Below are 14,593 nucleotides of genomic sequence, written 5' to 3' on the forward strand. Positions count from 1 at the left end.
ATGACAAGAATTCAACCCTGGCATCATCAATGATCCCCGATTAGGAGTTGAATTTCATACATTAAACAATCAACTCGTCTAGTCTGGACAGAAGATTGGCTAATTTGAAAATCCTGATACCCAGGTAAAAGGGGCGGTGTTGCCCCATCCTGGCAACTACCACCTAACATTTGCTTATGTTACTAGAAGCTAGCTCCAATCTGATTATCCCCGAACCATCAGAAGACCTCATTGTTAACGAACCGTGGTCAATAGAATTCTATGCTGATGGCTTGATGGATGAATTGTTTGCCAGTATCGACGAAATACTGGATGTCAATTTCAACCATCATCAATCACCACGCCAAGGGACTGCACCGAGAAGCGACTGGTCATATACTTCCCAGCAAACCACCATAGAGCATGACCATCTGCAAACCGTAGAAGTCCCGCAGATTGTTTTACCGAATACAACCAAGCGCACCGTACAGACTGTTGCCACCATTAGCAACAAACAAGTCAATTCCGTTGTCGTTGAACAACCCCAAGTTAAATCAATCACTCAGGTTACTCAAACAGCTAAACTCACCTTGGGTAAACTGCTGATTGTGGGTACAACTATTGGTGTGGCGATCGCTGGTGTACTATATATATTCCAGTCGGGAGGTTTAGTTGTTCTCACCTCTCAATTCAAGCAGCCAAATATTTATACTCCCACAGATCAAGTACCGACAAAACCAGATGTCCAAGCTGAGTTAGTGAACTACATGATGGGAGCATTAGCTGTCATTGATGGTAAAGAAAACAAAACTCAAAGTCAAGTTCGTTCTCCATTAGCCAATCGGGTAATTACCAATCCTACATCCTTAGCTTTATCTAACAATCAACCCATAGGTAATCTACCATCACCCCTCACTGCCAACAATACAGCACCTACACCTGGTCGGTCTGCTAACGTTGTGGAGCGCATTCAATATATTCCTGTGTTCCAACCACCTTTACCAATGCGCTCTGCACTCCCACCAGTTCCTAATTTAGTTTCACCCTTACCACCAGTTGCCAATCAACCAAATGCAGTCAAGAACACTTTAAATCAAGTGCAACCAGCCGGCAAACCCAGCAGCGTCAATATGTTAGCGGCGGCGGTGCGTTCTGATATGAAACCTGTAGCTGTGCGAAATGCACCGATAAAAGTGCAACAGTCACCCAGTTCTTTACCTAATTTACCGGTTGTTCCCTTCGGTACCAGTTTACCAAGACCATCTACCAACACAGAAGCCGTCCAAGTTGCGTCCCTCAACGTTACCCCTCCTGCACCCGCACCTAGCAACACATTAGAAGGATTACTAGAGTTAGGGAATAAATCTGTAGCACTATTTCAAATTAACGGCGTTAGTCGTCGCGTTAGCATCGGTGAAAGCATTGGCTCTAGTGGTTGGACATTAGTAGAAGTTAATAACGGTGAAGCCATAGTCCGGCGTAATGGCGAGGTACGCTCGATTTTCACAGGACAAAAATTGTAATATCAATTCGCCATGAAGAAATGAGATCCAGCCAAGATGGTATTTGTAGTAGTTTTGAGCAGGGTGAAAATTAGGGACACTTAATTGTTGTGTCCCTAAGTTTACCAAAGAAGGAATTTTGAATTTAACTAACTCCTCGCTGGTGGATTGATTTCAAAGTGAATATGATGATGATGACCACTTAGAGGTTGACAAAGTCCTTCTCCTACGAGGGTGGGATCATTGAAAAATACGGCATTTCCACGGACTAGCTTTTGTTTGCGAATTGATTGGAGAATAGCCCGCGCCGCCTCTCGATCATATGGTGCATTTGTATAAGAAATACCGCCGAAATTGCCATCCTTTCTTGGTAAGAAAACATCGCACATTAGACCAGTTTCATGTCCGTGGTGGTCAGGAGTGTCGCCGCCATGAGGTAAACTGGCATCATTAATGGCGAATGGTGCGGCATCGGGGCGAGTATTGCGATAAGTATTTTGGTAGTCTTGGGCAATGGCTAGAATTGTCTCGGCTAGCCAGTGTGTACCGAAGTCGTGTTTATCTTGGGTTTCTGCGAGTTCACCGTTAATAAAACCGTTCTGAGGTTGGCTTTCTGGCATTAATACCCATCTTGGTGCATTAGCAGCTTGCAACCATCGGTGAGTAGTACCATCAACATCAACTCTACCATCACCTTGAATGGTACTACGACCAGCAATAATTGATTGAAACAGGCGAATTGCGTCGTATAGTCCTCTGTCGAAACTGGGTGTGTTGGGGTCGCCTACCCAGGTGTAACCTAGTTCATGGAGTCTAGCTTTGACGGCTTGCACGTCTTGTGGTTTGTTGACTCCGCCTACCCCTACGCTACCGGTGAGTTGAATGACTCTGGCTTCGGTTTTGCTTGCAGTTGACTCATTCTGTTGAGAAACGCCAGTGATAACTTTAAATTTAAGTTCTAGACTTTGGTCATCGATCGCTAGTAACATAGTGCGATCGCCTGCTTGATTAAATACAAAGTTGTATCGCCATTTGCCATCCTCACCAATTGTGACACCAGAGGCAGGGAAGCGATCGTCAATCATCACCGACACAGTTCTACCTTTGTCAGTTAATCGCGCTATACCTTCCATACTAAAAACTTGTCCAACAGACACTTCTTGCGGCGCACGTAGGATTTGTAATTGTTCTACGGCAGTGGGGGAAGCGAGAACTGCTACACTATTGGTATTGGTGAGTAATTTTTGAGCTTCTGGAAGTAATCTTACTACCTTAGAAACATAATCAGGGTCGGTGGAAAAACTTTTAGTTCTGAGAAAACCCAGAAAGTTTTCTGGTGTATTGGTATGTTCTTCTAAACCTTTGTAGGGAGAACGGGTGAGAAATTTCCAATAGCCAACAATAAATGCCTCAACATCGATAAACTGACAAAATTCGACTGCTTCTTTTTCTGATGGCACTTTAATTTTTAAAGGTTCAGCAAAACCCATCATGTCGGGACTGCGCCATTTCAATCCAGCAAAATTATTACCTTTAATTGCTAGTTCGCTAGTGGCTCTCCCTGATTCTAATAACCATTGTGCCAGGGTAGTTTCCTTTAAAATCTGGCGATTAATCTCAGATATTTTCTCTACCTTAATACCAACTTTGGTAAAAATTGCAGCTAAATCAGTTTGTGCATATTTACTAATTAAATCATCTAATAATCCCATAAATCACCCTTGTAAAAATACTAGGATTCAGTTCGTAGTAAGGACTTTAGTCCTTTTCTGTTTGCGGAGCTTTTCGTAGAGAGAACTTTATTTCTCTCTACAAATCTTTAATTATTTACCTTGTTCTACTTAAAGTTAGAGAAAATCAGCTTGTAGTAAGGGCTACCTTGTGGGTTCTGCGAAGAAGAATAGCCCTTTTATGAGGACTAAAGTCCTTACTACAAACCTTGATTTACACAGTCCTATTTATTTAACACCTGTTGGGACTGCAACATCAGCTTTTTCTAGGATTTTGCAATGTTCAGCAAACACGAAATGTTTATTGCGATCGCCTATACTTTTATCAGTCCAAGTTACGCAATAATGCTGTTCTTCAAAAACGTAATTTAAAATCGAGTAATTTCCTGGCTGAATGCTAAATACACTTTCCTTGGGTAAGTCTGAAGCTTGCTGTGTAGATGGTTTTAAAACAGTTGGAACTGTAATTTCTAAGATGTAATCTTTATCTGGTTTAGGCTCATCCTCATCTCCTTCTCCAATTAACCCATCCTTAATGGCTTCTGCCATTTGTTCAGCATTAAATCGCTCCATATCTATGGGCGAATTGCAAAAACAGCATTCTACTAAAATGGCTGGCATTGCTGTATGTTTCAAAACGAAGAAGTTTCCTGATTTGACACCTCTATTTCTAAAGCCAAGTTTCAAAATCTCTTTGAGAACAGACTCAGCTATGCCTTTAGATGCGTTGCTAATAGCGAAAACCTCTGTACCATCGGCTTTAGACTTAGCTGAATTAAAGTGAATTGAGACAAAAACATTCACATTATTCTCATTAGCTTTATCTGTACGTTGTCTCAGAGAATTATCAAGACTAACGGCAGTTTTAGGAGTGCAATCAATAACAGTATGACCTGCATCCTTGAGCTTTTTGATTAACAATGTACCAACTTCTTTGGTTAAATCATCTTCTTTTTTAAGACCAACTGTACCTGTATCATAAGGGCAGTTGTGTCCCATATCAATACCAAATTTCATCGGTTTATTTCCTGGTTAAGTGAATGTGTCAATTACATTCATAACCTCAAGGCGATCGCTTTGTCAGTGAGAAAAGGTGAGAACTCTGTAAATATACGTAAACAGTTACTAACTAAGATTTTTCTGTTGTTCTGATAAAATCTGAATTTTTATATAAATTTATGTTCAGTCATTGTGAGCGCAGCAATCCCAGAGACTTTGCGATTGCTGCGCTCACAATGATACCATTTCACGAAAAATCTGATACAGATGTAAACCCTAAAATCCTTGCTACATCTAAGTTTTTTAATTGCGAATTGCGAATTGCGAATTGTGAATTGGTATGACACCTAGAGATCAAAAAGTATGAACCCAAAACCCCAAAATTAAAGCGTGTATTACTCCACAGAACCCCAAAACCAGTTGCCTATAGCACCAGTTTCTTTCTCAGTTAGAAATTCTCTTTTAGCAGAAACAAACTCTTTTTTAGAGATGATGCCGTCCTGATTAATATCAAGCTTAGAGAAGACAAAAGCTGATTGTTTAGCATCTAGGTCAAACACACTGAAAAATAGACTATGCTCTTGTTGTGATATTTGACCATCACCGTCTAAATCAACAATATCAAACAAAGTTTCTATTAAAGGGTCGTTGTAATCTGGATTTGAAACTACTTTCTCTACACTCTGACAAAATTCTTCAGAACTTACCTTACCATCTCCATCCAAATCCGCCTTAGACCAAAAATTCTCCCAAATATGAAGCCACTTAAATAACAAATCTTTGTGAATATCTGAACCAATCTCTGCGCTACGAATTTTGGCGAACCTCTGAGCAAAAATCTCAGCATCTTCCTTTCCAATGAAGCCTGAATTATCGGCATCCAGACACTGAAAGTGATGCAGTAACTTTTTTCTATGATATTCGCTTAACAATGCTTTTCCTCTTTGCCGACTAAACATACTTACATTACCACATCAGTACGGAGTTGATAACAACACCTGCAAGTATGCGTAATTATCACACGAGGATTTCAGATTTTCACGAATAGTGGCTCTTTACGAACAAATTCGCTATATGGGAAGAGAAATTATAAACTCTGTCCCCTCACCCAAAACAGAGTTAACTGTGATTTTACCACCGTGTTTTTCTTCGACAATTTGACGGGCGATCGCTAATCCTAATCCCGTCCCTTTACCTACTGATTTAGTAGTAAATAAATGATCGAAAATCTTGTTTTTAACTTCTGGAGTCATTCCTTTACCATTATCGGTAATTGAGATGTTCGTGTATTTATCTACAATTGATGTTGCAATTGTAATGCAGTTAGGATAAGCTTTAATTTCTGCAAAACTCTTACCAATACTTGCTTCTTCTAAGGCATCAATAGCATTGGCCAGAATATTCATAAACACCTGATTTAATTGTCCAGGAAAACAATTGACTAAAGGTAAATTACCATAGTTTGTGATTACTTCAATGGCTGGGCGTTGTGGATTTGCTTTCAGGCGATGCTTGAGAATTAAAAGTGTGCTGTCAATGCCTTGATGTAAATTAAATTGAACTTTATAATCTTTGTCAGCACGAGAAAATGTCCGCAAGCTAGTGCTAATATTTTTCAACCTGCTACACGCCATTAACATTGCATCGATTGCTTCCGGTAAGTCTGCCAAAAGATATTCTAAATCAATTTGCTCCGCATGGTTTTGAATTTCATCACCAGGGTTTTCGATAAATTTTTGATAGAGTTGCAAATGTTCTGTGATATCGACAAAATTGGGTTTAGTTTGTTGGAGCGTAGCAGAAATAAACCCCAATGGATTATTCATTTCGTGGGCGACACCTGCAACTAAATTACCCAACGCAGACATCTTTTCACTTTGGACTATATGCAATTGGGCATTTTGCAAATCAGTAAGTGCTTGCTCTAACTTTTGGGCATATTCCTGAGCAGATTCATAAAGCCGGGCATTTTCTAGAGAAATGGCAGCTTGAGCGCAAATGAGATTCAAGAGTTCGACGCGATCGCTTGTGAATGCACCCTTAATTAAACTATTTTCCAGATATAAAATACCCAGTAATTTGCCTTGATGCAAAATCGGGCTGCACAAGATACTTTGAGGCTGCTGACGCACAATATACGGGTCATTTCCTAATACCGGATCTGCGATCGCATCCGCTAAAATAGTAGTCTGTTGGTTGTGCTTGACTTTGTAAATCAGCTTGTGGGGAATGTCTTGGCTATCCTCAACAGAAACACGCGGCAAAACGACTGGCGGCATCCCTTCAGTAATTGTCCCTTGAATGATCAAGTTGCCATCTTGCAACAAAATTAAAACGCACTTATCCGAACCCGAATTTTCGATGACGATTCTCAGCAATGATGAGAGAAGTTTTTCAATTTCAATTTCAGCAGAGAGCATTTGAGAAGCTTTGAGGATAGCCGTTAAATCTAGGGTATCGGAGACACTGGTGTTAGAAGTGAGGGAACCGGCGGATGAGACAGTCCTTAATGTGAGGATGGTTTCGTCAGTGGAGAGAGGTGTATGGGCTTGCTGTAATATAGGAGCGAGTAATTGGGGATAGTGAGTTTCTAAGTCAACTACTTTGGCTTCTGCTCCCCATCGAGCATAAGCATAGTAGGCTTCAATCATATATTCTTGAGCAATGCGTTGTTTGCCCCAATCAAGATAGAATTTTGCCGCCAGTTCGTTAGCAAGGGCTGCTTCTTGTACATAATCGTTGATTTTAGCTCCACCTATTGCCTTGTCGTAGATGTCAGTGGCTGCGATTTTTTGTCCTAACACGCGACATTTTTCGGCTTCGACTAAATCAAACTTATGCTGATGATTCATCGGTGCGTGGTGCGCCCAATTTTTTAGCTGAGTTTGATTTTCCTCTACCCGTTGCCATACCTCTGATGGATCTTGTAATTGTGAATTCAAACTTGCTAAGGCGATCAAAGAATCGTAAAAATAAAATGCCGCCTCATATACTAGTCCCTGAGCAGCAATTAAATGCTTTCTGCACTCAACAGCATGATTTTGCGCTTGTTGAGTTTCTCCAAACAAAAAACAAAGCATGAGTTTATATGAATGGAACACATACAACTCACTCAAATCATTCTCAGATATGATCTGTGGCAGAACTTCTGTTTCTTGTACAACTTCCCCAGACAAAATACAAGGATCTTCCCCATAACCAAGCAAATTTAGTGCAGACTGCCAAGAAAGCCGACAGTGATTAGCTAGTCCAACTTGATTGAGTTGCATCAACCCATTGTAGTAAGCACGAGCATTCTGTTCTAGGGTAGCAAGAGGTTGATTACACCAAAAAGCAGCATTACAAAAGGTACGGGCATGATATCCTGCAAACTTGGTACTGCCAACTTCTAAAGCAATCACATAACTTTCTTGCAACAGAGGGAGGATATCTTTGATGTGAGATTTGCGATGCAGGATAAAACCTCCCAAAACTAAAAGCACTTCTGGTTTAAGAGCTTTAGCATCAAATTTGGCAATAATTTTTAGAGATAATTGAGCAAATTCTGTTGCTGTATCGACATCTTGTAAAAAGTTGCAGAGAATGAAGCCATAGTTAGCATAAGCAAATGCAGAAATAATTGTATTTCCATACTGAATTGATAATCTAACTGACAAAGTTATCAGTAATGGACACAAAATAGAACCGGAGCTATAAGCTGGTGGAATAAGAGCATAGGCAATTTGGATAATTGCCAAGACTTCCCGATCTGTCATTACAGGTAAATCACATAAATTGGCGATGTCTCTATCTCCAATGAGTTGATTAATTTCTTGAATTGCCTGTTGAATATCTACGGGGCTTAGTGATTCGGAAAATTTTACACCAAATTTTTGCAGGAGATTTTGTCCAATATCAACGGCTTTAATTGGTTCATTTTGAAAAACGTAAGATTGAATTTTAATGCAATAAATATTGACTTTTTCTAGCAAAGAGTGTGCTTGTGTAATTACGCTATCAATTAATTCCCCCATTAATTCAAACTTGCCGCATAAAGAAGCAATCTCTGAGGCTAATTCATGAAATTCCAAGCTTATATCATATTGCCGTTGCCAAGCTTGTTCTCCTAATAAAGATAATCCTATGGCAGCATATTCTCCCGCCGCTTGATAGGCGGTAGAGTTTTTGGCTTTGCGACAAGCAATTAAATTAAGTTCTGCTAATTCATCTCGGTGATTTTGTTCGTCAATTAACGTGATTCCGTAATTTAATTGATTGACAAGTTCAAAAATTCTCTCTTCTCTAACATCTAGAGACATCTGTTGCAGCAGCAGTTGTCCGATTTGGTAATGAGTTATCTGTTTTTGCTCATCGGGAATTAGGGAATAGGCAGCTTGTTGGACGCGATCGTGTAAAAATTTGTATGTAACGGTTACTTGTTTTTGCTCATCTTGCTGTAATTCGCTATTGTTTAATGGCGAATCCTGATAAAGTTTATAAATCTCATTAGTTGGTAAAATCAGTCCTTCTTGTAAAGCTTTCCACAAAGCAGCAGCAGTTTCAATGACTGATTGCTTACAAACAATAGCCAAAGTATCTAAATCGAACTGATTACCAATACAAGCGGCTAATCGCAAGGTTTTTTGCGTTGATGATGGGAGTTTTTGTAATTGCAAACTCATAAATACCAAAACATCATCTGTGATTGCTTGAGTCGTCACCTGTGCAATATCAAATTGCCAACAGCCTAGCTTTAAATCAAATGCAATCAATCCATCTTGATGTAATGCTTTAAAAAACTGGATGCTAAAAAAGGGATTACCTTGGGTTTTGCGATAAATTAATAAAGATAAATCCCATGCTGAACTTTCACTACATTTGAAGGTGTCAGCAACTAATTGATTGACTTGTTCTTGATTGAGGGGTGCTAAGGTAATGGTATTAATTGTTGCTTGATTTTTTTTGATTTCGCTCAAAGTCAACATTAATGGGTGTCCTAGATGGACTTCGTGATCACGATATGCACCAATAAGTAGAATATGACCTGTATCAGCCATTAATAGCTGCATTAATTTTAGTGATGCTGAATCTGCCCATTGCAAATCATCTAAAAATATTACCAAGGGATGTTCTGCACTGGTAAATACTTGTGTAAACTTTTGAAATAATAAGTTAAAGCGATTTTCGGCTGAATTTCCTGATAATTCTACTGCTGGTAGTTGTTCACCAATAATTTTTGATAATTCGGGAATTACTTCAATAATAACTTGTCCATTGTCACCAACAGCTTCTAATATTTTATTTTGCCATTGTTCTATTTGAGTGTCACTTTCTGTCAATAGTTGTGCCATTAAATCACGAAACGCTTGCACAAAAGCAGAGAAGGGAATATTGCGGTTAAATTGGTCAAATTTACCTTTGATAAAATAGCCGCGTTGTCTAACAATTGGTTTATGCACTTCATTGACGACTGCTGTTTTCCCAATTCCAGAAAACCCAGCTACCAGCATCATTTCTGTTGCGCCAAGGCTGACTCTCTCGAAAGCTTCTAGTAGGGTTTGTACTTCGGTTTCTCTACCATAAAGTTTATCAGGAATCAGGAAGCGATCGCACACATCCCGACTAGCAATTTTAAAGCTGTCAATCTTCCCAGTTTCTCTTAGTTGAGTTAAACAATTCATTAAATCATATTTCAATCCCAAAGCACTTTGATATCTATCTTCGGCATTTTTCGCCATCAATTTGCTGACAATTTTCGATAGTACAGATGGAATTTGGGGATTAATTTCTGTGATTAATGGTGCTGTTTTCGCCAGATGACAATGTACTAATTCCATCGCATCAGTAGATGAAAATGGTAACTCACCTGTCAGTAATTCATAGAATGTCACACCCAAAGAATAAAAATCTGTACGATAATCAAGCCCGCGATTCATTCTCCCTGTTTGTTCAGGAGATATATAAGCAAGTGTTCCTTCTAATACTTTGGGATTAACTAGGGTTTGGCTTTCTCGTGGTAAAAGTGATGCAATACTAAAGTCGATTAATTTAATTTCTTTGGTTTGGGGATTGATTAATATATTGCTGGGTTTAATATCTTTATGAATAATGCGCTCGTGGTAGAGTAAATCTAAGATGTCACATAGAGCGATCGCGATCACTAAAAATTCTTCTAAAGATTGTTGGGTTTCTCTAGTTCCCCACTCCTGAAGAGAAATCCCCCCAAAGTCTTCCATAACTAGTGCATAACCATTTTGACAAGGTTCTAGACTGTAGGTTTGGACTATCAGGGGGGAGTTGAGATTTTTGGCAATTGTATACTGATTGCGAAACGATAAAAGTTCGTTAAAGCTGGGATAAGGATTTTTCAGTAGTTTAACGACTACTGCTTGTCGATCAACTTCTCGATAACCTCGATAAACTTGGGTTCGAGAGCCATTATAGAGTTCTTCGCTGATGCTATATCCGAGAATCTTCACCAGAGTGCTAGTCATATCCTAAATCTTGAAAATGTTTGGATTTAGTATTCCCAAATAATTAACTGAATCCCTAAGTAAAAGTATAAAATTATACTATTTGTTTATCTTAATGTTACGATGTTTACGTAAAGCAGCACGTTTATCCTGATCATCATAACCTTTGTCAGTGCAAAAAGGTGAGAATCACTGTAAATATACGTAAAAAATGCTGACTAATATCGGTAAACGAGTTTATCCCACGCAAGTATTCATTTCAGCCCCGGATGCAGGATTGACAAGCGATTCTATCGCTATGGCTGATCAGGTACAGGTATGATCAAAAACCCGCTTTCTGAGTTTGCGGGAAATTCTCATTGGCGATGAGAAAAAGTGAAAAATATTGTAAATAAATGTAAACAATAACGTAAAAAGGGGGTGATTGCTTGAAATTTTACACAATTCAAGCAATAAATAAACTCTAGCTCACCATGAAGGCACAAGAAGCCCTAACACTAGTTGATACACTACTCAACTCTGCTCAGTTGAGACAAAAACTAAATGATGTGGAATCTGTTGTGTTTGAGAGAAGCTGGCGAGGATGCACCTATGCAGTAATTGCCCAAGAATTAAATTATGAATATGACTATATTAAACAAGTTGGTTCACAGTTGTGGCGATCGCTTTCTCTAGCGGTGGGTGAAGACGTATCCAAAAAGAATCTGCAAACTGTTCTACGTCGTTTTGTTAACAGACACCATCACACTCAACATCTCACTGACTTCCATATCTTACCATCAGCTAAAATCAAACAAAGGCAAGTAGCCCACCGAGGACGATTACCCATGAGTCAAGCCATTGAGGGAGTACGCTGGACAATTCACGATATAGAAGTTCTACCTGAAAATGAGTGGACGCGCTATGAAATTATTAATGGAGAACTCTTTGCGGTTAGTCATCCCCACTACCTTCATCAACAAGTTTGTGGCAGAATATCCATAAAACTTGATGCTTGGTCAAATACAACTGGCTTAGGAGTAGCAATTTTCAATCCAGGGGTGATTTTTTCTGAAGCAGATAGCGTTATTCCTGATGTAGTTTGGGTAAGTCGAGAACGACTAGCGCAAATTGTTGATGAAGCGGGACATTTAACTGGCGCGCCAGAGTTAGTGGTAGAGGTGTTATCCCCTGGTAAACAAAATGAACTCAGAGATCAAGCAGCAAAACTTAAGTTGTATTCAGTTCAAGGTGTGAGTGAATATTGGATTGTCAACCGTTTTACTCAACAAGTAGAAGTTTATCGACGGGAGAAAGCGAAATTAGCGTTAGTTGCCACTTTATTAGGTGATGATGAAATAACATCGCCACTTTTACCAGGATTTAGTTGCGCTATTAGTGGCTTTTTTCCCGAATAATCGGTAAAGTCAGCCAAAAAGTTGCACCTTGTTGCAATTGACTGTTGACACCAATTTCACCACCATGAGCATTGATAATTTGCTTACATAAATACAACCCTAACCCCAAGCTAACGGAATTACGCATATCACCACGAAAATAAAGGTCAAATAGCCTTTCACATTGCTGGGGACTGATACCTACACCATTATCGGTGACTGTGCAGTAAAGTTTATCTCCTTTACAACTAGCATTGACCGTGATTTGTAATCCTGGTGGATTGTGTTTAATAGCATTTAAAATCAAGTTAGAAAATACCCGCCATAGTTGTGTTGTATCAGCTGCTATTAACGGTAAGTCTGCGGTGACGAGATTCGTTAATGTTGCTTGATTTTCCCTGAGTGTGGGTTCTAAATCTGCGATCGCCGTTTCCACCACTGTATGTAATTCTACAGTTTGACAATGTAAAACTATCCCTTGCACTTCACTAATATGCGCTTCCAACAGCGAATTAATTAGGCTTAATTGGCGATCGCTACTTTGTAGCATTCGTTCTAAAATTAGCCGAGGGACTGGGATTGGGGATTGGGGATTGGGGTTTGGGCTTTGGGGTATATTTTCTATGTGCTGATTTAATAAATTCCGCAATACCATGACAGTACCTAAGACTGGGTTGCGTAAATCATGGGAAACGGCGTGCAGAAATACTCTTAATGCTTCCTCGGCTTGTTTACGTTGGGTGATGTCTTCAATTAATCCCTCATAGTAAAGTAAGTTCCCCTGTTCATCACGAACGGCGTAGGCTTTTTCCGAAATCCAAACAATACTACCATCTCGACGATAAATTTGGGATTCAAACTCAGAAACAAAGCCTTGTTCCTCAATTAAACGCACAAATTCAGCCCGTCGTTTTGGGTCAACATATAACTGATGTTCAATATCTGTAAAATTATCTGTCACCTCTTGCGGCGAATTATAACCATAAATGCAAGCTAAAGCCGGATTCGCTGTGATATAACGTCCATCAGGGCTACTTTGAAAAATACCTTCAATGGCATTTTCAAAAATACTGCGATATTTCGCCTCTGCTAACTGAAGTTTAGTATTAGTTAATTCTAATTCTTTCCGCGCATAAAATTCAGAGCGTTGCAGGCGATCGTACAAATAAACACCTAAATCACAAATTATACACAACCACAAAACATATAAAAGAAACGTGACATTATAAAGGTCTGTATAATTGGTGATGGGTGTCTTTAGTCCTAAAACAGTATTCACACCAAAGTAGTAAATTAACACTCCTATCTGAGAGATTAAATGCAAAGTCCAGCGTGTTGGCATCAGTATTGCTTGACTCAAAAACACCAGTGACCAACCAGCAGTATCAGGGAGTGCAAATCCTTTCAGTGTAGCGAATAATTGCGCTGTTAAATTCAGTGACCAAGATGAGCCTAAAAATAATATTCCAGGGTAGCGACGACCAAATTTTGTTTTATGTAGTAGAAAACAAATCATCAGGCTCAGAAAAACAGCCCCATTCATCACCAAAACTTGAATTTTCAAGACCTGGGGTAGTGTTTTTAACTCTCGCAGAGGGAAAAACAAATCATAAACATTTCGCAAACTAAAAGTGACTAGGCAAATTAATGCTAGCCATAACCACAGATACAACCTTTGCCACAAAAAACGATGTCTCTTAGTCAGCCATTCCTGCACCTGGGTTTGGTGAACTGTGTAAACATTGGTTATTTCACCTATGGTGGCAGTGGTAACTATTTTCTTCAACCACTTCTGCACTGTTCTTAACCAATTGGTCATATAAATTCAAAATTCACAATTCAAGATTTTTGCCCCCTGGTAACTTGTCACCTTTACCTCCGTTGCTTTATGCTTCTACAACAAATTTTATGAGTAAATTGTTAAGAAATTGATTGTGTATTCTTGCATTGTTTGTATAAATGACATAAAAGCAACACTTAATTGTGAAGTGATATTACAAACCTTGGAAAAATATTGAGAAATCGACCGTCAGTCAAACATAGCTCTAACGTAGAACCTATAGGAGAAAATCGAGGTAAAATATGATGAACAAAAATAATATTCAAAACTATCGGTTTGTCTGCACTTTGACTTTTGGTGATATCTACGGTCAAATCATCGTTTGGTTAATTACAGTTACTCTCAGTTTGGCATCTGCTTTGGCGTTAATGGGTGCTAGAAGACCCGTATATGCCTTGGCTACCGTTGGTCTTGTGGTTGTACTGTCGCTACCTTTCCTATTGTTTGCATTTGTCACTACATTATTAAATCATATTGAATTAACTGCTGTAGAACCTGGAACAAAAACTGAACCAATTCCTGGCAATGTTTCACAGCAAAAACCTGTACAGGCTACAAGCTGAAAGGTTGATTGGTGGATGGTTGACTGTTGATTTTAAACTTTAACAAAATTTAGGGATTTAACTCCTCAGCTTCATATTAAGCCGCAAGTGTTGTGGTGTGGTCTCAATCCCGCCACAACACATAATTGTGTTGGCTTACCACTGGAAGCAAG

8 protein-coding genes and 1 pseudogene are annotated in these 14,593 nt (G+C 39.2%); 4 read left to right on the forward strand and 5 right to left on the reverse strand.

Annotated features, from left to right (window positions below):
- Positions 1–176: 176 nt before the first annotated feature.
- Entirely contained in the window at positions 177–1,502 is a 1,326-nt protein-coding gene (locus CLI64_RS05915) for a hypothetical protein (protein WP_103136348.1), read from the forward strand.
- A 128-nt stretch (positions 1,503–1,630) separates the two neighbouring features.
- Here CLI64_RS05915 and CLI64_RS05920 read toward each other — a convergent pair whose 3' ends face one another.
- From CLI64_RS05920 to CLI64_RS05935, 4 genes are all read right to left on the reverse strand, one after another.
- A complete protein-coding gene (locus CLI64_RS05920) occupies positions 1,631–3,193 on the reverse strand; it encodes a glucosaminidase domain-containing protein (protein ID WP_103136349.1) in 1,563 nt (520 codons plus the stop codon).
- A gap of 246 nt (positions 3,194–3,439) precedes the next feature.
- On the reverse strand, positions 3,440–4,228 hold the full coding sequence (locus tag CLI64_RS05925; protein WP_103136350.1) for an N-acetylmuramoyl-L-alanine amidase: 789 nt from the start codon (positions 4,226–4,228) through the stop codon (positions 3,440–3,442).
- 377 nt (positions 4,229–4,605) lie between these two features.
- On the reverse strand, positions 4,606–5,169 hold the full coding sequence (locus tag CLI64_RS05930) for an EF-hand domain-containing protein (protein WP_103136351.1): 564 nt from the start codon (positions 5,167–5,169) through the stop codon (positions 4,606–4,608).
- A gap of 111 nt (positions 5,170–5,280) precedes the next feature.
- Entirely contained in the window at positions 5,281–10,683 is a 5,403-nt protein-coding gene (locus CLI64_RS05935) for an ATP-binding sensor histidine kinase (protein ID WP_103136352.1), read from the reverse strand.
- Between the two features lie 205 nt (positions 10,684–10,888).
- Here CLI64_RS05935 and CLI64_RS31475 point away from each other — a divergent pair.
- Together CLI64_RS31475 and CLI64_RS05945 are read left to right on the forward strand one after the other, a co-directional pair.
- Positions 10,889–10,981 (forward strand): annotated as a pseudogene (locus CLI64_RS31475) (type II toxin-antitoxin system PemK/MazF family toxin); the annotation flags it as partial.
- 508 nt (positions 10,982–11,489) lie between these two features.
- Entirely contained in the window at positions 11,490–12,059 is a 570-nt protein-coding gene (locus CLI64_RS05945; protein ID WP_103140611.1) for a Uma2 family endonuclease, read from the forward strand.
- On the opposite strand, the gene CLI64_RS05950 is transcribed toward CLI64_RS05945, so the two are convergent.
- Entirely contained in the window at positions 12,037–13,857 is a 1,821-nt protein-coding gene (locus tag CLI64_RS05950; RefSeq protein ID WP_103136353.1) for a PAS domain-containing sensor histidine kinase, read from the reverse strand. The genes CLI64_RS05945 and CLI64_RS05950 overlap by 23 nt on opposite strands.
- Before the next feature lie 266 nt (positions 13,858–14,123).
- Between CLI64_RS05950 and CLI64_RS05955 the strand changes: the two genes are divergently transcribed.
- The gene (locus CLI64_RS05955; RefSeq protein WP_103136354.1) at positions 14,124–14,441 is read left to right on the forward strand and encodes a hypothetical protein; all 318 of its coding nucleotides are present in this window, start codon (positions 14,124–14,126) and stop codon (positions 14,439–14,441) included.
- The last annotated feature ends 152 nt before the right edge of the window (positions 14,442–14,593 follow it).

This window comes from Nostoc sp. CENA543, from assembly GCF_002896875.1.
Lineage (GTDB): Bacteria > Cyanobacteriota > Cyanobacteriia > Cyanobacteriales > Nostocaceae > Trichormus.